Source organism: Ferdinandcohnia sp. SAFN-114 (assembly GCF_059415045.1).
Genome location: NZ_JBPFDQ010000096.1, coordinates 1 through 20,603, shown reverse-complemented (window position 1 = coordinate 20,603; position 20,603 = coordinate 1). Strand labels below are relative to the sequence as shown.

The 20,603-nt window shown below is 38.1% G+C and carries 16 protein-coding genes and 6 tRNA genes; 4 read left to right on the top strand and 18 right to left on the bottom strand.

Translation table 11 applies throughout. The annotated features are described in order from the left end of the window. Positions 1–131: 131 nt before the first annotated feature. The 3 genes from ACR65M_RS22615 to ACR65M_RS22605 form a co-directional block, all read right to left on the bottom strand. The gene (locus ACR65M_RS22615; RefSeq protein ID WP_440274490.1) at positions 132–1,430 is read right to left on the bottom strand and encodes an Nramp family divalent metal transporter; all 1,299 of its coding nucleotides are present in this window, start codon (positions 1,428–1,430) and stop codon (positions 132–134) included. A gap of 476 nt (positions 1,431–1,906) precedes the next feature. Beyond that, positions 1,907–3,121: an MFS transporter gene (locus ACR65M_RS22610; RefSeq protein WP_440274489.1), complete on the bottom strand. Its 1,215-nt coding sequence runs from the start codon at positions 3,119–3,121 to the stop codon at positions 1,907–1,909. 213 nt (positions 3,122–3,334) lie between these two features. Next, entirely contained in the window at positions 3,335–3,637 is a 303-nt protein-coding gene (locus ACR65M_RS22605; protein ID WP_341329656.1) for a TIGR04104 family putative zinc finger protein, read from the bottom strand. A 261-nt stretch (positions 3,638–3,898) separates the two neighbouring features. Between ACR65M_RS22605 and ACR65M_RS22600 the strand changes: the two genes are divergently transcribed. The 3 genes from ACR65M_RS22600 (at position 3,899) to ACR65M_RS22590 (ending at position 8,044) form a co-directional block, all read left to right on the top strand. Then, positions 3,899–4,393, top strand: coding sequence for a MarR family winged helix-turn-helix transcriptional regulator (locus ACR65M_RS22600; RefSeq protein WP_341329655.1), 495 nt, complete (start codon positions 3,899–3,901; stop codon positions 4,391–4,393). Between the two features lie 80 nt (positions 4,394–4,473). Next, positions 4,474–6,231, top strand: coding sequence for an ABC transporter ATP-binding protein (locus tag ACR65M_RS22595; protein WP_341329654.1), 1,758 nt, complete (start codon positions 4,474–4,476; stop codon positions 6,229–6,231). After that, positions 6,221–8,044, top strand: a complete 1,824-nt coding sequence (locus tag ACR65M_RS22590; protein WP_341329653.1) for an ABC transporter ATP-binding protein — start codon at positions 6,221–6,223, stop codon at positions 8,042–8,044. Before ACR65M_RS22595 ends, ACR65M_RS22590 begins: the two co-directional genes overlap by 11 nt. Positions 8,045–8,212: 168 nt before the next feature. Here ACR65M_RS22590 and ACR65M_RS22585 read toward each other — a convergent pair whose 3' ends face one another. Both ACR65M_RS22585 and ACR65M_RS22580 read right to left on the bottom strand, forming a co-directional pair. Further along, positions 8,213–8,683, bottom strand: coding sequence for a CcdC protein domain-containing protein (locus tag ACR65M_RS22585; protein WP_440274488.1), 471 nt, complete (start codon positions 8,681–8,683; stop codon positions 8,213–8,215). 270 nt (positions 8,684–8,953) lie between these two features. Further along, the gene (locus ACR65M_RS22580) at positions 8,954–10,120 is read right to left on the bottom strand and encodes an MFS transporter (RefSeq protein ID WP_440274487.1); all 1,167 of its coding nucleotides are present in this window, start codon (positions 10,118–10,120) and stop codon (positions 8,954–8,956) included. A gap of 239 nt (positions 10,121–10,359) precedes the next feature. Between ACR65M_RS22580 and ACR65M_RS22575 the strand changes: the two genes are divergently transcribed. Further along, positions 10,360–11,016 carry a hypothetical protein gene (locus tag ACR65M_RS22575; RefSeq protein ID WP_440274486.1) on the top strand — a complete coding sequence of 219 codons (657 nt, stop codon included), beginning with the start codon at positions 10,360–10,362 and terminating at the stop codon, positions 11,014–11,016. Positions 11,017–11,187: 171 nt separating this feature from the next. On the opposite strand, the gene glmS is transcribed toward ACR65M_RS22575, so the two are convergent. The 13 genes from glmS to ACR65M_RS22510 all read right to left on the bottom strand — a co-directional run bounded on the left by glmS (position 11,188) and on the right by ACR65M_RS22510 (position 20,517). Continuing rightward, the gene (glmS, locus tag ACR65M_RS22570) at positions 11,188–12,990 is read right to left on the bottom strand and encodes a glutamine--fructose-6-phosphate transaminase (isomerizing) (protein ID WP_341329647.1); all 1,803 of its coding nucleotides are present in this window, start codon (positions 12,988–12,990) and stop codon (positions 11,188–11,190) included. Positions 12,991–13,651: 661 nt separating this feature from the next. After that, complete coding sequence (gene glmM, locus ACR65M_RS22565; RefSeq protein WP_440274485.1) at positions 13,652–15,001, bottom strand: phosphoglucosamine mutase; 1,350 nt, start codon at positions 14,999–15,001, stop codon at positions 13,652–13,654. 32 nt (positions 15,002–15,033) lie between these two features. Further along, the gene (locus ACR65M_RS22560) at positions 15,034–16,272 is read right to left on the bottom strand and encodes a CdaR family protein (protein WP_341329645.1); all 1,239 of its coding nucleotides are present in this window, start codon (positions 16,270–16,272) and stop codon (positions 15,034–15,036) included. Next, positions 16,265–17,086, bottom strand: coding sequence for a diadenylate cyclase CdaA (gene cdaA / locus ACR65M_RS22555; RefSeq protein ID WP_341329644.1), 822 nt, complete (start codon positions 17,084–17,086; stop codon positions 16,265–16,267). Before cdaA ends, ACR65M_RS22560 begins: the two co-directional genes overlap by 8 nt. Positions 17,087–17,229: 143 nt before the next feature. Then, on the bottom strand, positions 17,230–17,853 hold the full coding sequence (locus tag ACR65M_RS22550) for a zf-HC2 domain-containing protein (protein ID WP_341329643.1): 624 nt from the start codon (positions 17,851–17,853) through the stop codon (positions 17,230–17,232). Positions 17,854–17,866: 13 nt separating this feature from the next. Then, a complete protein-coding gene (gene sigW / locus ACR65M_RS22545) occupies positions 17,867–18,430 on the bottom strand; it encodes an RNA polymerase sigma factor SigW (protein WP_121448404.1) in 564 nt (187 codons plus the stop codon). Positions 18,431–18,604: 174 nt separating this feature from the next. Further along, positions 18,605–19,507: an arginase gene (gene rocF, locus ACR65M_RS22540; RefSeq protein ID WP_121448403.1), complete on the bottom strand. Its 903-nt coding sequence runs from the start codon at positions 19,505–19,507 to the stop codon at positions 18,605–18,607. 174 nt (positions 19,508–19,681) lie between these two features. Continuing rightward, positions 19,682–19,757 (bottom strand) — tRNA-Ala (locus ACR65M_RS22535). 23 nt (positions 19,758–19,780) lie between these two features. Further along, a tRNA-Gly gene (locus ACR65M_RS22530) sits at positions 19,781–19,855 on the bottom strand. A 5-nt stretch (positions 19,856–19,860) separates the two neighbouring features. Beyond that, positions 19,861–19,933 (bottom strand) — tRNA-Lys (locus tag ACR65M_RS22525). A gap of 5 nt (positions 19,934–19,938) precedes the next feature. Further along, a tRNA-Gln gene (locus ACR65M_RS22520) sits at positions 19,939–20,013 on the bottom strand. A gap of 328 nt (positions 20,014–20,341) precedes the next feature. Then, positions 20,342–20,426, bottom strand: a tRNA-Tyr gene (locus ACR65M_RS22515). A 15-nt stretch (positions 20,427–20,441) separates the two neighbouring features. Beyond that, positions 20,442–20,517: transfer RNA gene (locus tag ACR65M_RS22510), tRNA-Thr, on the bottom strand. Between the last annotated feature and the right edge of the window lie 86 nt (positions 20,518–20,603).

Genomic DNA, 20,603 nt, shown 5'->3' with positions numbered 1-20,603 from the left:
GCCCTATGGAATATAGAGCTAGAGCCGCTTAAATCATTTTTATTATTTCCACTGTCTACTTGACAGGGTGCAGTTCACACTCCCCTTGCTTTTTTGTGTGAAAAGATAGAATAACATTTTGATGAGTTAAGCTAAAAGAGCATATCAATGAGTTCACTACCACCAAGGTATACAAAGAGTAAAATAATAAGTACTAAAAATAGATTAGTAGCATTACCATTACGATAAACAGGGTCAATTTGTTTAGAGTTTAATAAATATAATAAGCCTAATGAAAGTGCGGGCATAAATATGGATCCAAGAATGCCGTAAATAAAAACAATTGCAACAGGCTCATTAAATAACAAAAGTAACATAGGCGGGAATGTCATCCAAACAAGGTACGCGCGATAAGCGGGGTCTTTTTCAGAGATTGGTTGATTTAAATCGTTATTCTTCTTTCTACCATTTCGTACTATTCGTACAAAGTCGGCAAAAAGATAAGAAATACCTTGCCAAGGCCCTAAAACCGATGTAAACACCGCTCCATAGAATCCTAGCAATAGAATCCAACGTGCTACATTTCCGAATCTCTCGCCATAAGCATCTGCAAGTCCAAGAAGTCCCTGGTTTCCATTAATTGTTGTGCCCGTTCCGAATAATAATTCAGCTGCAATAATCATTATTGCCACTGCAAAAATCCCAGTAACTGTATAGGCTACGCCATTATCTATCCTCATTGTTGGCATCCAACGCTTACCACTCCAGCCTTTGGCCTGTAACCAATACCCATAACAAGCTAATGTGATCGAACCACCTACCCCACCAATTAATCCGAGTATTGTCGCAAATGAACCTTTTGGCACAGAAGGGATTACTTGGTACGTAACATCATTTGAACTAGCCAAAATAATAATTGCCGATCCAACAACTGTAATAAACATTAAGCCAACAAATACCATCATGACTTTTTCCAATAAATGATATCTACCAAACCAAACTAATATAAAACCAGCTATAGAGGATACAATCGCTCCTAACCATACAGGGGTACCAGGTAACAATGCGGCTAAAACCATTCCACATACAGTTGGTGCTGCGACTCCATAAATAATCCCAAATAAAATGGCATACCCTCCAAAATAAGAGGTTGCAACCCATCCTAACGAATGCCAACTTTGTAGAAATGTAGTACCAGTCGCTAGATACAATCTTCCAATCCCTTCACTTAGAATAAATTTTATTAATGCTCCTACGAAGACTGCCCACATTAACATTAAACCGTAATTAACACCTGCTATAGAAGCCATAATTAAGTCCCCTGCTCCTACACCAGTTGCAGCAACAACAATTCCTGGGCCAATTACCGATAGTTTCCCTTTTAGAGTTAATGGTGGATTAGCTAAAGGTTCATAGGTTCTTTCTACTTTTGTTTCCAAATTATCCAACACCCCATTTTTCATAGTTTTATTTCAATACACAACACTTCTTCTTAGGTGGATATGTAATAAGCCTTTTTTCAATATTCGTGCATCAAATAATATATCCCTAAAAAAGATGCTATATTTTTATAAATCGATATCACCTCACCATTATATCAATTTTCCAAATAATCTAAATATAATTAACCTTAACATGTAAGCGTTATCAATTGCATTGGAAGTAATGTAAAATAATAACCCTAGTTAATTTTACAAAATGTAAAATGTAATACTATTTTACTATTTCTTTTTCATCTTTCTATTACTTTCTACACATAGAAAAAGCGGGCTCCAATAGACCCGCTTCTTAGGATACAGTCCCACTCTCTAAAGCTACTTCCCCTTTAATATGGTATATTCTTCTAAAAATGAATTAGTTATTATTGATTAAAACCTATAGAACCAGGCTGAACCCATTCTTGGATCCAGCCTGAGTGGTATATCGATTACTGTCGAGCTATCAGTAAATGCTTGTTTTTCAAAAGACTATTAAGTTTTTCGGAACTTAGAAGCATCGCTAATATAAACATAGCAACACATACTGGGAAGATTCCAATTGTAGTTTGAGACGCCACAAATCCAAGTAGTGGTGGCATGAATGTAGTACCGGTATAAGCTACTGCCATTTGATAGCCCATTATTGTCTGAGAATGTTGTTTTCCGAAACGTGTTGGTGTCTCATGTAACATACAAGGAAATATTGGTGCTAATCCTAAACCAACAATAATAAATCCTATTAGTGAGAAAAGGGATGGCAAGGGTATTATCAATATAATGGCACCTGTTAATGCAATTATTTGCCCCAGCTGAATTAGTGTACGGTTAGTTATTTTAAAGGTAATAAAACCTGTTATCAATCTACCAAGTGTTATTCCTGCATAATAAAAGGAAACCCATTTTGCTGCCGTTGCCGGGCTTAAATCTTTGACATTTACTAAGAAACTACTTCCCCAAAGCCCAACCGTCGCTTCAACTGCACAATAAAACAAGAAAGATGCAAGGGCCAGCTTTACTCCTTTTATCTGTAATGGTTTTGCGTCTTTAACATCTTCACCATTAGGTGTAATTTTTGCAGCTTCCTCCTCTTCAATTAAGGTGATATTGCTGCTTTTTGTCACTCTGTTCCATAAAGGTAATGTAAAGAACAGGATGATAACTAACGTAAACTGAAGAACAGAGATAACAAGATATCCACTTCTCCAAGCATTTTCCTCTAAAATAAATTGAGCCATAATGATTGGTCCAAGTGTAGCTCCTACTCCCCAAAAACAATGTAACCAACTCATATGATGTGCCTGATAATGTGTAGCCACATAATCATTTAATCCCGCATCAACTGCTCCTGCCCCTAACCCAAGTGGGATTGCACACACAAGTAACCAAGCAACCGATGGAGCAAAATAAAATCCTAGCAATGCAGCAGCAGTCATTAAGACACTGACAACTGTCACTTTACCTGTGCCAAAGCGTTTAAGTACCTTTCCGCTCACTAAACTAGAGATAATTGTACCACCTGCAACTGTCATAAAAAGGTATCCAGCAGTCTCGAGTGGTGCCCCAAAATCTGGCCGCATTGCGGGCCATGCTGCCCCCAATATAGAATCTGGTAAACCTAAACTGATAAAAGCCAAGTAGATGATTAATAAAAGAAATGTAGTCATATTTAAACCTCATGTTCATTTTGTGTCGGTATAACTTTCGATATTTACACCTAAATTATATTCTAATACATACCCACCTTACAGCAATTATAAATATATTCTTTACAGTGATTGCTCTAACCCCCATTTAAAACAGTATTTCTTGTTCAACTAAATTGCTTCGTTAGTACAAAAATAAAAAGCTGCTCTTAATGACAGCCTTGTAGTCCCCTTTTACCATAATGGTTCTTCTTTATCAGTTAATTTCAGTAATAATGGCATTACAAACAGAGCCACAAATATTAAGGCAAGTCCCAAGAGTAGTACAGAAATAGGAGATAAATCAAACATTATAGAAAATGGTAGAGTGCTAATGGGGAGTAAAACTAATAAAGAAGTAGTAGTATTTCTCGAAGTTGTACTTTGGTATTGAATTTCTCCACAATGATTACATATCATTTTTTTACGAAATGCTAGTAATTTCTTAATCGAATCAAACCAAGACCACTTTCTTTTACAGTTTTGACAAGTAGGCACTACGAATTCCTCCTTTCTTAGAAACTTGATATTAATAATTACGTTTTTAATGTTCGATAAGTTTCATTTACTGGGTACTTCAATTGATACTATTCAACGATAGTTACTGTGTAGGAAGATTTTTGAGGCCGTAATTTTTTTGAAAATATTTATAATAAATGAATTGACAAGGTGTTTATATGATTATATGATTTATTACCTGATAAGATATATCGTATGCGATGAATCGTACAAGATGGATGTTGAAGGGAGATAAAAAACTTGGATGAAAAGGCAGATTTTTTAAGGGAATCGATTGATTTTTTACATCGGTATATGGCGAAGAGCATACAAAAATATGCCGAGGAGCATGGTCTCACTGTTCCTCAGTTAAAGGTCATTAAACAAGTGCTTCTTCATGACTCGACGAGCATCAAGCAACTTACACATAACCTGAGGATGACCCAAAGTACCGTTTCAGATATTGTGGAAAGATTGTCTGCCAGAGGTATATTACTTAAGAAACCAAATCCGAAAGATAAAAGGTCTGTCATAATCACGATCAGTGACGAGAAACTGAATGTAATAAAAAAAGCTTCACCAAAACCAGTGAATCACGCGATTAGTGAAGCATTACAATTATTAACACCATCACAACAGGAAACTGTGGAGGAAGGCATGAGGTTATTACTTACAGCAGTAAAAGGAAAGATGGAAAAAGACGGGATAGATCACCTAGAATCATTCGAAGAATTATTTATCATGGCTGATAAGTGAAATGAATCAAAGCATTCAAAATACCCCATTGGTACTTTAAATTTTATTATTCAACATTATGCCTTAGGAGGAATCCACACATGCTGAAAATCTTTAAATATTTTCAGAAGACAGATTGGTTACTCGTTTTATGTAGCCTTGTTTTCATCGTGACACAAGTATGGCTTGATTTAAAAATTCCCGATTATATGGCAGAAATCACTAGGCTTGTACAAACAGAAGGCAGTGAGATTAGCGATGTGCTTTCACAAGGTGCATTCATGATCTTATGTGCCATAGGTAGTATGCTTGCATCGATGGTTACCGTTTTTCTAGCAGCAAGAATAGCAGCTGGATTTTCGGTACGATTGCGCGGTATGGTATTTGAAAAGAACTTGTCTTTTTCAATGGAGGAAGTAAATCTTTTTTCTACACCAAGCTTAATTACACGATCCACGAATGATATTATGCAGGTTCAAATGTTAATCATAATGGGATTGCAAATCGTCATTCGGGCTCCGATTATGGCGGTATGGGCAGTTATGAAAATTATGGGCAAGTCTTGGGAATGGACCGTTGCTACAGGAGTTGCCGTTGCATTCCTGTGTGTATTAATTGCTATTGTCGTTTTTATCGCACTGCCTAAATTCCGGATTATTCAAACTCTGACTGACCAATTGAATCTTGTGACAAGAGAGAATTTGTCAGGTATTCGTGTTGTGCGTGCTTATAATGCAGAGGAATATCAAGAAGAGAAATTTGAAGATGCAAATAATGAATTAACAAAAACAAATCTTTTCACCGGTAGGACGATGGCCATCTTATTTCCCTCAATTGGCCTTATGATGTCTGGAATGAATCTTGCCATCTATTGGATAGGTGCGATTTTGATTAACAATGCTTCGGTACCGAATCGCTTATCATTGTTTTCCGATATGGTGGTCTTCTCCTCCTATGCAATGCAAATCATTATGTCCTTTATGATGTTATCAATGGTATTTATTATGATGCCTCGTGCTGCAGTTTCAGCAAAACGGATTAATGAGGTATTAGATACTGATATTAAAATCAAAGATGGAAATCTAACAGAAAAAACAAACACAGTAGGAGAAGTTGAATTCCGCAATGTGAGTTTTAAGTATCCGGAAGCAGAAGATTATGTTTTAAAAAATATAAGCTTTCGTGCACATCGAGGCGAAACAGTTGCCATCATTGGATCAACAGGTAGTGGAAAAAGTACTCTCCTAAACTTGGTACCTCGTTTTATCGACGCAACGAAAGGTGACATTTTTGTAGATGGAACAAATGTTAAGGAGTTTAGCCTTGAAGCTCTGAGAAATAAGGTTGGATATGTTTCCCAAAAAGCTATTTTGTTTAGCGGCAGCGTTGCTTCTAATGTAGCCTTTGGTACAGGGGAAAATAAGACTGACAACCAAATCGAGAGAGCTGTTGAAATTGCACAAGGGAAAGAATTTGTGGAAAAAATGGAAAACCAGTATGAGGCACAAATTGCCCAAAGTGGTACGAATATTTCAGGTGGCCAGAAACAAAGATTGTCTATTGCTCGTGCAATCTATAAAAATCCCGAAATCTATCTCTTTGATGATTCTTTCTCGGCGCTAGATTATAAAACAGATCGGGTGTTACGGTCCCGTCTGAAGAAAGAAATACAAGATGCAACCTCCATAATAGTTGCACAACGTATTGGAACCGTCATCGACGCTGATCGCATTATTGTTCTTGATGAAGGAGAGATAGTTGGAATTGGTACTCATCATGAGCTCATGAGAACATGTGAGGTTTATCAAGAAATTGCCTACTCGCAACTGTCAAAGGAGGAACTTGAAATTGGCGGATAAACAAAAAACGAAACTCAAGTCGAAGAAAGCAGCACGTTCCCGCAAGGGCCAAGAAGGCCAAGAAAAGGGGCAAAGCATGAAAAGCTTTAAACAATTATTCGTTTATTCACGAGCGTTTGTACCTGCCATCATTCTAGCAGTCATTCTATCCGTGGCGGGGGCCATTTTTACAATCATTGGTCCTGATTTGCTTGGAAATATGACCGATACGATCGTAGAGGGCATGATGACGACCATTGACATGGAAAAGGTTGTTGACGTGGCAATCGTTATTTTAATCCTTTATGGATTGATGTTTTTGTTTCAATATTCTCAAGGTTTTATTATGGCCACAGTCACACAGCGTATTTCAAAAGCGTTAAGAAGAGACCTTTCGAAAAAAATGAATCGTCTTCCGTTAAAATACTTCGACTCAACAAGTACCGGCGATGTGTTAAGCCGTGTCACCAATGATGTCGATTTGGTAGGTCAGACACTTAACCAGAGTATTAGCGGGTTAACTTCTGCTTTCACATTGTTTTTTGGATCATTAATAATGATGTTTTATACAAACTGGATTATGGCTATTTCTGCTGTATTATCAACGTTTATTGGATTTGGGTTGATGTCATTTGTTATCTCCAAATCCCAAGTTTTTTTCGTCAAACAACAGCAACAACTTGGGATGCTAAATGGATATATTGAAGAAATTTATTCAGGACATCAAGTTGTTAAAGCCTATAATGGAGAAAATACAGCTAAGGAAACCTTTCACAAATTCAACACTGGATTGTACGATAGTGCGTGGAAATCCCAATTCCTATCTGGGTTGATGATGCCTTTTATGATGTTTGTAGGGAACCTTGGTTATGTCGTTGTTTGTATCGTTGGTGCTGCGCTTGCAGTGAATGATTATATCTCCTTTGGTGTGATTGTTTCTTTTATGTTGTATATTCGTTTGTTCACACAGCCACTTTCTCAAATTGCACAGGGTGCTACACAACTCCAGTCAACAGCTGCTGCGAGTGCACGTGTTTTTGAATTTTTGGAGGAAAAGGAGCTTGCAGATGAAAGTGAAAAGACAACAAGCCTTCAAACAATCAAGGGAGATGTAGAGTTTCGAAATGTAAGGTTTGGATATAACGAGAATCAACCTGTAATCAAAAACTTCTCAGTAAACGTTAAAGCAGGTCAAAAAGTTGCGATTGTTGGTCCTACTGGTGCGGGCAAAACGACCTTGGTTAATCTATTAATGCGATTCTATGAAGTAAATGATGGGGAAATCCTAATTGACGGTGTTCCAATTAGTCAGCTTACAAGGGAAAATCTTCATGAATTGTTCTGTATGGTACTTCAAGACACTTGGCTGTTTGAGGGAACCATTCGTGACAATATCATTTATTCCAGCAAGGGAGTTACTGATGAGGAACTGGAGTCAGCTTGTAAAGCAGTTGGACTCTACCACTTTATTAAAACTCTACCGAAAGGTTTCGATACGATTCTGGATGATAAAGCTAGTTTGTCAGCAGGGCAAAAGCAGTTATTAACGATTGCTAGAGCAATGGTGAAAACAGCGCCATTGTTGATCCTGGATGAAGCAACAAGTTCAGTAGACACTAGGACGGAGATGCTCATCCAGCAGGCGATGGATAAACTAACGGTTGGAAAGACATCGTTTGTGATTGCCCATCGATTATCGACGATTAAAAATGCCGATATCATCCTTGTAATGAAGGATGGCGACATCATTGAAGCAGGTAACCATGAGGAATTATTAGAAAAAGATGGTTTTTATGCAGAGTTATACAACAGCCAATTTGAAGAGGTTTCATAACCCAAATCATGCACCCCGAAAGGTATAAAGCCATTGGGGTGTTTTTTATTGGGAAATCGTTACACGCCATGTCCTTCATTGATTGCTGAGGACCGTAGCTCTATTAAAAGGTTGAAGACCCGAAACAAGTCGACTTCTTAACGTCTTATCAAGGGTTCTACACATTTATTACACTGCTACACGTGAGTTGTATACCTTTTTGAATTTAATAAAACTTATGATTCTCCATAACCCAACATATACAAACAGAGAAATAATAGATAAAGCGTTTAATGTCAAAGGTTCAATGCCTGGTAAAAAGTAATTAGCTAAGCGTCGGCAAACAAATACTAATATTAAAGCAATCACAAAGCCAATGCTCTTTATTGCATAGATTTTCCCATCCTCTCGAATTTCGTATCCAGTTGTATAAATCAATGGAAGAGATAAGATCGTTCCAAATATCACAGTTACGACAATTTCTATAGAAGTGAAGTGAACGGAAGGTTGCATCACCACAGATAAGGCAGGTGACATATAGAGCAGCGGTAGCAAAATTCGTAAGCCCGAGCCTTTAATTGGTCGGACCATAGCTCTTGTTCGCCTCCAAAGAATCAATCCAAAAATAACAAGTAAAATTGCGTACATTCCATATTGCATGTTTTTTGTCCACTCCATCCCTTATACCAAATGTAATCGAACATCTAAATTAATAATTGTAAATAACCTGGGCAAACTTTACAGAGCATAATAGCAGTTTTTATTTTCACACCCTATCAACCAAATTTTCCTTCCATTTGATATTTGATTTACATGTTTAGCTATTCAATGAACATGGGGATAAATCCTTTTTAGATCCAAGCCCATTTGTACATTTTTTCGTAAACAATAATGCTTCGTTAGTTGAACAAAAAGACTTCATTCAAAAGTTCATCTATCTACTGAAAGAGCTGTTTTTTTTGTTTCTTCGACCTTTTGGGTGCTAAGAGCAAAACTAATGACCGCCGCAATGCTACAAACATACGGAAGGTAAGAGTAACCCCATTTCGTTATGACATAACCACCTACCATTGATCCAATAGTAATACCAATATACAAAGCTGTATTATTCCACGCCATTACAATACCTCGTTCGTTTGGATATTCAACCGCTAATCTTGCTTGGTATGATGTAAATCCTGCATACCCAACCAAAGCCCATAGGAACAAGAATAAATAAATCCAATCACCAGATGAGAAGAATATACCTAAACAAATAAAAATGAGAGACAAGAAAATGAGTGTAACTTTTGATATATTCCTTTCTCCAAATCTATCTGTTAATTGTCCACTTATAAGACTCCCTAAAACAGCCCCGATACCATAGAAAGTAATAGCTAATCCGATTTGTGTAGATAAGAATCCATTTTCAGAATAAAGAGATGCACCTAAGTAAACATATAGAGCATACATTGATATCGCCCAAAAGGTTGTAACACTTACCGAACCCAATATTCTTAGCAGACTTCCTCCTATTGGATTTCTTGTTAAATCGCTTTTAGGAGTATATTTCCAAGTACTGAAATTTACTATCGCCAACATAGCTCCTATAATAGCCATTACAACAAATACTGAACGCCAACCAAGAAAGTGCTCTAATAACGTACCAAATGGTGCTCCTGCCCAAAGAGCTGTTAGGTGCCCTGAAACAACAATTGAAAGCCATGTCCCTGTTCGATTTGGTGGGGCAATATCTCCAATGATGGCATATATCAAAGGAGTTATTGAAGCAACCGATAAACCAGATAAAATTCGACTAACAATTAACAAAAAAAATGAAGGTGCAAAAGCTGTTAGTATGTTAGAAATAAAGAACAACACTAAGCCAAATGTAATCAATGCTCTCCTTCCATTTTTATCTGAAAGCCAGCCAAAGAAAGGTGCTGCAATAGCATATGTTACAGCAAAAACAGTTACCATCCATCCTGCAATTGCTGAACTAACATTATACGCCTCCGAAATGAACGGTAGTAACGGAGACACTACAAATAAATCAGTCCCCATAAGAAACAAAGTTACCCAACCCACACTTAAACTTACTCTCCCTCTTAACCCCATTACATCCCCCATTTAAAGTTAATATTACATGTATATTATTCAGAATTGTAAAAAAAGGACTAATAAAAAGAAGATGCTGGGATATTACTAGCCACTACAGACAATCACCACAAAAATAGCGAATGATTCTGATATACTTAAGCTGGTTAAAGTGATTACTTCGGAGGAAGTCGTTAATCCAATGCCTTCCAGAGAGGATGACTAGACTCATTCTAGATTTTTGGAAAGTGAGACTCGCAATGAAAAAACAAAAACAATCTGATATCCAACTGGCTACGCTAAAGAAAAGTTTACTTATTGTAAATGTGGCATTCTTTGCATTTACAGCATTCGCAACATTAATCTCCTATCAATTTTCAGACGAAGTTTCTAATCAGACGTTAGTTAACGCTGTGTATATTATGATGTTTATCAGTGTCCTATTCTTCACATATGGATTTTGGTTACGAAGCAAAGCTAGCGGTAATAGACCTCTGGGGAACTTCAGTGGGATTTACGCCATCGTGATTAGCATTTCGCTTTTCTTAACCTCAAATGTTATGTATGAAGCTGGTGTTGAGGAAGGCACTATTCACGAGAACGTTCACTACTTGTCCTTTTCATTGAAACAGTACCTGTTTATCATTGCTATTTTATCATCATTAATTTTCATCCTTTCATCACCAAAGGTATTAAACAAGGAAGTCCATTCGACAAAGGTATCTGTTTGGGCAAGTCTACTCGGTCTTGGAATCATAATCATTGCCTATATCGTCATGATGATCATTAAAAATAGTGTATTTGAAAATCCTGGAACAGTGATGGATGCCTATAACATCTTGGTTGGTTCAGTTGGATTCGGATATTTAGGTAGTGCCATATTAATTATATTAAGTCGTTCAAAGTCAAGGAAGTGAGCAACACTCCAATCTTTTAGTAACACAAAACTAAAAAACAAAAAAGACTCAATCCCTTAATTGGATTGAGTCTTACTTCAGTGATAATTTTACAAATAGGCTGATGAGACACTGTCAAGTCAGTTCCTAACTTTTTCGTCTTTCAACACCAAAATTTTTAGTGTATAATCTTTATTCCACTGTCACACTTTTCGCCAAATTTCGTGGCTTATCTACGTCACAGTCACGGTGTAGTGCTGCGTAGTAAGAGATAAGTTGTAACGGAATAACAGAGATTAGTGGTGTTAACATTTCGTTAACTGCTGGAAGCACATAACGGTCCTCATCTGTTTCTAAGCCCTTCATTGAAATGATACATGGGTGTGCACCACGTGCAACAACCTCTTTCACATTTCCTCGAATGCTTAGGTTAACATGCTCTTGAGTAGCTAGAGCGATAATCGGTGTCCCTTCTTCTATTAAGGCAATTGTTCCGTGCTTTAATTCTCCTCCTGCAAAACCTTCTGCTTGGATGTAGGAGATTTCCTTAAGCTTTAAGGCACCCTCTAGTCCAACGAAGAAGTCCATCGCACGTCCGATGAAGAAGCAGTTACGAGTAGTTGTGAAGTACTCCCAAGCAATAGCTTCCATAACTTCTTTGTCATCACATAAAGCCTCCATACTGTTTGCGATAATCCCAAGCTCTTTGACAAGGTCCATACCAACCTTTATTCCCTTTGATTCAGCTGTTACATACGCAAGGATTGAAAGGACTGCTAACTGTGCTGTATACGCTTTTGTTGAAGCAACTGCAATTTCAGGTCCTGCATGTAATAACAATGTGTAATCTGCTTCACGAGAAAGTGTTGAACCAGGTACATTTGTAATTGTAATAGACTTGTGACCCATTTCCTTTACATGTACTAACACAGCACGGCTGTCTGCTGTTTCACCACTTTGTGAAATAAAGATAAATAATGGTTTCTCCGATAATAACGGCATATTGTATGAGAATTCGCTAGAAATATGAACCTCTACAGGAATGTGCGCTATTTTTTCAATGAATTGTTTCCCTACAAGACCAGCATGATAACTAGTACCAGCAGCGATAATATAGATTCGATCTGCATCCTTCATTGCTTCAACAATACAAGGATCAATTGCTAACTTGCCGCTCTCGGCTTGATATTCTTGAACAATTTTTCTCATGACTAAAGGTTGCTCGTCAATTTCCTTAAGCATATAGTGTGGGTAAGTTCCCTTTTCTATATCGCTTGCATCAAGCTCTGCTGTATATGGGTCACGGCTGATTGTTTCACCCGCTAAATTTTTAATTGTAACAGACTCTTTTTTAACAACGACAATTTCTTTATCCATTAACTCGATATATTGATCGGTTACCTGTAACATTGCCATTGCATCACTTGCTACAACATTAAAGTTGTCGCCAAGACCTACAAGAAGTGGACTTTTGTTTTTCGCTACATAGATTGTTTCGTTGTTTTGCTCATCAAGCATTGCAATTGCATAAGACCCCTTTAGAAGGCTTAATGTCTTTCGGAAAGCTTCTTCAACTTCCATCCCTTGATTCACAAATTGCTCTAATAGCTGAACAACAACTTCTGTATCCGTATCACTTAGTAGCTCAACACTTTGTAAATATTCACTCTTAAGCTGACTGTAATTTTCAATTACACCGTTATGAACAAGAGTAAATCGTCCAGTTGATGCCTGATGTGGGTGGGCATTGACTCTACTAGGCACACCATGTGTAGCCCAACGAGTGTGTCCTATCCCTGCAGTAGCAAATAAACTTTGATCTACAGTCTCACGAAGAATCGCAATACGACCTTTTTCCTTAAAAACGTGAACACCTTCATCATTCATCACTGCAATTCCAGCTGAGTCATAGCCACGATACTCAAGCTTTTCTAGTCCCTTTAACAAAATCTCTTTCGAGTCTTGATGTCCAATAAAACCTACAATTCCGCACATAATTAAGTTCCTCCCTAAAAAAGGGAACAAGAAAGCACGGGGCTATCTTGCCCCTTTTTTTCCATATTTATCTCTTTTACTCAATCATATCCTCCCGTTTGTGCAGAGAGTCACCCCTCTGTTTTGACGAAAAGGACTTACGGTCGTGATTGAGGTCAACCGGGAGGCATCCGCCGAATTTTCGATAAACCTCCACCTCGTCAACTAAACCTATAACAATAGCCTATGCATTGTTACTTCTTCCGTTCATGGTTTAGTTCTGGCGCTTTAATTAAAACTATTACTGTTAACCCTCCTTTACAAAAAATTGAACAAGAACAATAATACAACATAATCTCCATACTCGTCAATCATAACATGGTATATATTTTCCATGTATACTAAAAAAATATGCAAACTTGGACCTTTATGTGTCAAGTTTGCATATTTTTAATGAAAATGTATGAAGTTCAAAAAGTCGGCTTAAAATGACGCATCGAATTTCTGCGTTGGCTTGCTTTTCCGTTACTCTCGTATTAGCTGCATACGCTCAGGTACTCAAAGCCGCGCCGCCTTGAAATTTCGACGTACAGGACGTGCTAGTGTCGACAAGACATGAGGCCGTGGCGTTTTTGTCGACGCGGTCCTTTTCACCCTCCTTTTTGAACACGTATATTATTTTTTATTCCGTTCCCATTTCTTTTTTTACTACAGAAACGATACGGTCTACGTATTCTTTACAAAGCTCTTCAGTTGGAGCCTCTGCCATTACCCTTACTAATGGCTCGGTTCCGGAAGGACGTACTAAAATACGGCCATTTCCATTCATTTCAGCTTCAACCTGTTCGATAACCGCTTTAATGACTGGATTATCGGTTACATGATGATATTTATCTGTTACCTTTACATTCACTAGCAATTGCGGGAACTTTGTCATTTCACTTGCAAGCTGGGATAAAGGTTTCTTTGTGCTTTTCATGATATTCACTAATTGTAGACCTGTTAAAAGTCCGTCACCCGTTGTATTGTAATCAAGGAAAATGATATGTCCTGATTGTTCTCCACCTAGAATATATCCACTCTTCTTCATTTCTTCAACAACATAGCGATCACCCACCGCTGTTTGAACACTTTCGATTTCGTTTTCTTCTAACGCTTTGTAAAAGCCTAAATTACTCATCACCGTTGATACAACGGTTTGATGCTTTAAACGACCTTGTTCTTTCATATACTTTGCACATATGTACATGATTTGGTCACCATCAACAATATCACCATTTTCATCAATCGCAATGAGTCGGTCGCCATCACCATCAAAAGCTAGTCCAACATCTGCTCCTTTTTCCTTTAAAAAGGCAGCAAGGGCTTCAGGATGTGTAGAACCTACACCATCATTAATATTTAGACCATTTGGGGATGTTCCCATTGTCGAAATATCTGCATCCAAGTCAGCAAATAAATGCGTAGCTAGGGATGATGTCGCACCATTAGCGCAATCCAGCGCTACATGGATTCCAGTGAAATCTTCGTCCACTGTTTGTTTTAAGAATTGAAGATACTTTTGGCCACCTTCAAAATAATCATTCACTTGACCTAAATCAGCCCCGATTGGACGTGGAAGCTGATCTTCTGGTAAATCTAAAAGTGCCTCAATTTCATTTTCCTGTTCATCAGAAAGCTTAAAGCCATCTGGTCCAAAGAACTTAATCCCATTGTCTTGTACTGGATTATGTGAAGCAGAAATCATAACACCCGCTTCCGCACCTAGAGCCTTTGTTAAAAATGCAACACCTGGAGTGGAAATAACACCTAAACGCATAACTTCTGCTCCAATTGATAATAGACCTGCAACGAGTGCACCTTCTAGCATATGACCGGAAATACGAGTATCGCGGCCAATTATTACCTTTGGTCGTTCTTTATCCTTTGTTAACACATAACCGCCAAATCTTCCAACCTTAAATGCAAGCTCTGGAGTTAGTTCACTATTTGCAACACCTCGTACACCATCTGTACCAAAATATTTTCCCATTTTAAATGATCTCTCCTTTTGCTGATACCCAATTACTCTTCCATTTCCGTAATTCGTATCTTTGCCTTTTCTTGAGGTAATGCCCACGTAACATTGTCTGGGCCTTTGATTTCTATATCTACATCATGCTCACCAACCCCGAGATTGGTCACATCAATAAACACATCAAAATTTGTAGGACTTGTCCCTTCTAAGATACTTGGTGCACCTTGCACATCTAAATTAAGTGTCCCCGCTTCAGGGTCTAAAAAAGTAAGTGCAAATTGGTCTCCTAAGCCTAAACTTCTAATTGATAAATCCGAGAAGGTTTCCGATAACTCTTCTTCGATATCAACTGCAACTTCAATTTTTTCAGGGGATACTTTGAAAACCCCTTTTGGTATCGGAACCTTCACTTCAATCTTAGAGTCTTCTCTTATATCATCTAAGTCAATTTCTGCCTCAATCGATGAAATTTCGTCAATCACATCCTTCGGACCATATATCGTAACTTGATTAGTCGTTGGTGTGATATTCACTAAACTTAATCCATCCGGAAGTTTTCCTTTTTGCTTAAGGGCAAAAGATACTGATTTATTTGGACTAATAATCGGAACCGCAATTTCCACAACGTTTGGTTCAACTGTTACAGATAATACATTTTGATTTTTATCATAAACAGCTACCCTTGATTCCTGTGTAAAGTCTTTCGTTACTCCCTTAAGATCGACAACAGCTTTTACAATAGCTACTCTCTCAATTTCCTCTAAAGCGCCAGTTATTTTCACTACTCGAGGTGAGACCACTGGATCTCCAATGGAGTACCCTTCTGCTACTTGGTCACGGTTGACAAAATCGACTTCAACCGGGAATTCCTTTGTTACTTTTTCCTGTATGACGACTGTAATTTCAGCAGGATCAATTTTTACTTTTATTTTTTCAGATATATTCCGATATTGTAGTTTTACTTTATGGGTACCAACTGATAACTGTGTTAGGTCTGCATACACTTCGATTTCCTTTTGGAGACCTTCTCTTTTGGTAACCCCAGATGGACCTTCTATTGTTACATTTACATATTGAGGAACTCCAGATACAACTAGATTCTGATCGTCATAGTATGTATTTACCGGAATCTCCGTTAATGTTTCTGTGTAATTTGAAAATAGTGGCAATCCCGCAGGACTCTTGGTAGCAGGTTGGTTCTCAAAGCTGACAGACGCAAATAAGAGTAATGCAAGGAACAATGCAATAATCCGAGTAACCCAACGGTTATCAATTAATCTATCCATTCTTTTTCCCCCTCCATTGCCATAGTGAATGAGAGGTAATGCTTTCATTTGTAATTATTTCTTGTTTTAATAAATCTCGAAATGCATCAGGTTTCAAATCCCGGTGCAGTTCACCGTTCTTTGTTAAAGACACACTTCCTGTTTCTTCTGATACAACGATTGTAATGCTGTCTGTTACCTCACTAATCCCAAGTGCTGCTCGGTGCCGAGTTCCTAATTCCTTTGATATAAATGGGCTTTCTGAAAGTGGCAGATAACACGCAGCAGCCGCTACTTGATTTCTTTGAATAATCACGGCTCCATCATGTAAAGGCGTATTTGGTATAAAGATATTGATTAGTAACTCAGAAGAAATCGCTGAATTTAATGGAATCCCTGTTTCCACATAGTCCCCCATCCCCGTTTGTCGTTCAATTGAGATGAGTGCACCAATGCGGCGTTTGGCCATATAATCAGTGGCTTTTGTAATAGCCTCAATTAATTTTACCTGATGATCTTCTTCATCATTACCACTTCTTGAAAATATTTTTCCACGGCCAAGCTGTTCCAATGCCCTTCGCAATTCAGGCTGGAAAATAACGATAATCGCTAAGAATCCCCAGTCCATTACCTGGTCTACTAACCAAAACAAAGTATGTAACTCTAACAGGCTACTTAATAAGCGGATAAAAACAATAACAATAATCCCCTGCAAAAGCTGTACAGCCTTTGTTCCGCGAATAAGGGATAAAATTTTATATATCACATACCAGACAAGGAGAACATCTAGAAAAATGCCAAGGTAACCTAGTAATGGGAGTTCATTAAATGACATTCTCACACTTCCTCTATGAAATAATCCAAACATACATAGTTAGCTATAATATTATATCATATATCTTTCCCTAACCGATTACAAATTGGTAGGTGGATAAGCTTAATTTTAGCGTCGAAAAAAAGGCCACCGTGTCCGATGACCTATTCTTCATTATCAAAAATGTGGATAGCATCTATACCAACTTTTTTTATATGGTACCAAAGCCACTCAAACATTTGATTGACTACCTTAACCTCGCCTGTTACATTTCCAGCAGAGGCCATATAATTCTCACCATTAATCACAGTGACATTCCCATCTACGTCTCCCTCTATCACAAGCTTCCCATTCTTGACAACGACATCCCCTTTCACTGTTTCACCTTCTGGAACAATGACGGTATTGTTTTCAACAATTAGATTGGGTTGTTTCGAAACGGAAAATTGATCACTTTCATTCCAGACGGAAAAGAGACTTCCTGCCATTAATACAAGAAAGAGAGCGGCAGCTGATAGCATTGGGTGTTCCCTGAACCAACGTCTAAAGCTTACTGTGCGTTTTTCCTTCGGCAGATTTTGCATGACCATTAATGTAAAATCGTCAGGTGCAGAAATATGAGAAGTACTTTGTACCAACGCAACTGTCTTCTTTAGCTCATGAAAATGTTGATTACAGGATTCGCAGGCATGCAAATGCTCACGTAGTAGCTTCTCTTCCTCTTCAGAAATATCCTCATCTAGGTAATTATGCATTAACGTAACCATGCTTTTTTCTGAACAGTTCATTTTTTTCTCACCCCTATACATGTCGAAGTTGGTTTCGTAAAGCTTCGCGGCCCCTATGAATTCTCGTTTTTACCGTACCTACTGGCAGGTCAAGAATTTCACCAATTTCCTTTAGTGAAAACTCCTCGATGTATTTTAAAACAATAACAGAACGGTACTTATCTGGAAGCTTCAATATTTCTGCTTGGATTAACTCTTGTAGCTCCATTGTCTCAAGCTCGTCCTCTGGTAGTGTTACATCTGCGGCAACTTGCGAATACATTGTTAGTCCATCTGATCCTGCAAGCTCGGCATCCAAATAGTAATCCGGTTTTTTCTTTCGAATACGGTCAATCGACAGATTCGTTGCAATACGGTATAGCCATGTTGAAAACTTTTTATTCAAATCATAGCTATGGATATTTACATATGCACGAATAAAGGCTTCCTGTGCAATATCCTCCGCCTCATGTCGATTCCCAAGCATACGATAGCATATCTGAAAAACCTTGTCTTTGTAAAATTCTACTATCTCCGCAAATGCATTCTGGTCTCCATTTTTTAACTGTCTTATTCTGTTTTTTATAATTGTCTCCATTTGTATACCTCCGCTCTACTCGCGGGTATCATTATTTACGATTCATTTCTTAAAAGGTTTCATTTTCTCCATAATTTTCATTTTAACAAATTTTGGTTGGTTTATGTGCTAGGAAATCAAATCTTTAAAAATAAAAAAAAGACAGCATCCCGTGTATCGAGATACTGTATAGTATTATAAAAGTTTTTCTCCAAATAAGGATCCCATTAAAGCAACTGCAACAGAAGCCGTTTTGTTTTTATCATCTAGGATTGGATTCACTTCTACAAATTCAGCAGAAGTAATCAATTTTGATTCCTCTAACATTTCCATTGCAAGATGGCTTTCACGATAACTAATGCCTCCAAGAACTGGAGTCCCTACACCTGGTGCATCATGTGGATCTAAACCATCTAAATCCAATGATAAGTGAACACCATCTGTCTTGTCTTTTAAATAAGAGATCGTTTCTTCCATAACCTTTGTCATACCTATACGATCTATCTCATGCATGGTATAAACTTTGATTCCTAACTTTTTAATTAACTCCTTCTCACCATCGTCAAGTGATCTTGCCCCAATAATGACAATGTTTTCAGGCTTTATTTTAGGACCATAACCAGAGATGTCCGTTAATCTCTTATGACCAAGGCCCAGACTTGCAGCGAGTGGCATTCCATGGATATTACCTGACGGTGAAGTATCTGCTGTATTTAAATCTCCATGGGCATCGTACCAAATAACTCCTAGATTTTGATAATGCTTCGCAACACCCGCAAGAGTTCCAATCGCAATACTATGATCACCACCTAGGACAAGCGGAAATCTACCAGCTTTAATGACCTCGTCCACTGTTGCAGCAAGCTTTTCATTCGCCTCTGAAACTTTTTCAAGGTTCTTTAAGTTCTGATCCTTTGCAATCTCTTCACGAGTGGGACGTGTAATTTCAATATCACCTAAGTCATCTATATCATATTCAAGTCTTTCTAATCGTTCAACGACACCCGCATAGCGGATGGCACTTGGCCCCATATCTACTCCCCTACGCATTTGGCCTAAGTCCATGGGCACACCAATTATGGAAATATCCTTCTTCATGTTATATGAACCTCCTTCTCCCATACCCTATTGTACCTACTTTTAATAGAATGACTCAACTCAACAAAAACATGTATATATATGCAGGAATAAAGGGAACAGAATGAACATAAATGTAGGGTTTATGCAAAAAAAATAAACCCTAATAGGTTTATTGTTAGTTCTGTATGTTATTGGTGGAGCCTAGCGGGATCGAACCGCTGACCTCCTGCGTGCAAAGCAGGCGCTCTCCCAGCTGAGCTAAGGCCCCAAATATAAAAAAGAAGTAGTTCATGGAGCGGAAGACGGGATTCGAACCCGCGACCCCCACCTTGGCAAGGTGGTGTTCTACCACTGAACTACTTCCGCTTAAATGAGCCATGAAGGACTCGAACCTTCGACCCTCTGATTAAAAGTCAGATGCTCTACCAACTGAGCTAATGGCTCTAAAATGGCTGGGCTAGCAGGATTCGAACCTACGAATGACGGAGTCAAAGTCCGTTGCCTTACCGCTTGGCTATAGCCCATTGATTTTACTACGTGATTAGTCTTCCTTGAATAAACATCAAGAAAAATCAACGCAAGAGGATATTTTGGGATATTTCAGTAGGAAATATTACGAAATATCGTCGACAATACTAATATTAATGTATTCCTTAACATAGTATGTCTTTTCATCTTTCAAAAGTTATCATAACACGGAATTATATTTTTTTATTACCCTAGTATCTTGCTCATATAGCATACAAATTATGTGAATCTAAGGAAATAAAATATGTCACTTCATAAAAATAGCCTATTTCAACCTTTTGAACTTGTCCAAAGAAAGAATAAAGGCTTATAAGGATATGTAAATGGTGGAGGGGGACGGATTCGAACCGCCGAACCCGGAGGGAGCGGATTTACAGTCCGCCGCGTTTAGCCACTTCGCTACCCCTCCATCATTAAATGAAGATGGTGCCGGCGATAGGAGTCGAACCCACGACCTACTGATTACAAGTCAGTTGCTCTACCAACTGAGCTACACCGGCAAATATATATTAAAATGGTGGAGGATGACGGGATCGAACCGCCGACCCCCTGCTTGTAAGGCAGGTGCTCTCCCAGCTGAGCTAAT

Bases quoted from the DNA above. Each gene is read 5' to 3' on its own strand.
- ACR65M_RS22575 (WP_440274486.1), top strand. From the start codon at position 10,360: ATGAAAAAACAAAAACAATCTGATATCCAACTGGCTACGCTAAAGAAA.
- ACR65M_RS22595 (WP_341329654.1), top strand. From the start codon at position 4,474: ATGCTGAAAATCTTTAAATATTTTCAGAAGACAGATTGGTTACTCGTT.
- ACR65M_RS22610 (WP_440274489.1), bottom strand. From the start codon at position 3,121: ATGACTACATTTCTTTTATTAATCATCTACTTGGCTTTTATCAGTTTA.
- rocF (WP_121448403.1), bottom strand. From the start codon at position 19,507: ATGAAGAAGGATATTTCCATAATTGGTGTGCCCATGGACTTAGGCCAA.
- ACR65M_RS22580 (WP_440274487.1), bottom strand. From the start codon at position 10,120: ATGGGGTTAAGAGGGAGAGTAAGTTTAAGTGTGGGTTGGGTAACTTTG.
- glmS (WP_341329647.1), bottom strand. From the start codon at position 12,990: ATGTGCGGAATTGTAGGTTTTATTGGACATCAAGACTCGAAAGAGATT.
- ACR65M_RS22560 (WP_341329645.1), bottom strand. From the start codon at position 16,272: ATGGATAGATTAATTGATAACCGTTGGGTTACTCGGATTATTGCATTG.
- cdaA (WP_341329644.1), bottom strand. From the start codon at position 17,086: ATGTCATTTAATGAACTCCCATTACTAGGTTACCTTGGCATTTTTCTA.
- glmM (WP_440274485.1), bottom strand. From the start codon at position 15,001: ATGGGAAAATATTTTGGTACAGATGGTGTACGAGGTGTTGCAAATAGT.
- ACR65M_RS22550 (WP_341329643.1), bottom strand. From the start codon at position 17,853: ATGAACTGTTCAGAAAAAAGCATGGTTACGTTAATGCATAATTACCTA.
- sigW (WP_121448404.1), bottom strand. From the start codon at position 18,430: ATGGAGACAATTATAAAAAACAGAATAAGACAGTTAAAAAATGGAGAC.
- ACR65M_RS22585 (WP_440274488.1), bottom strand. From the start codon at position 8,683: ATGCAATATGGAATGTACGCAATTTTACTTGTTATTTTTGGATTGATT.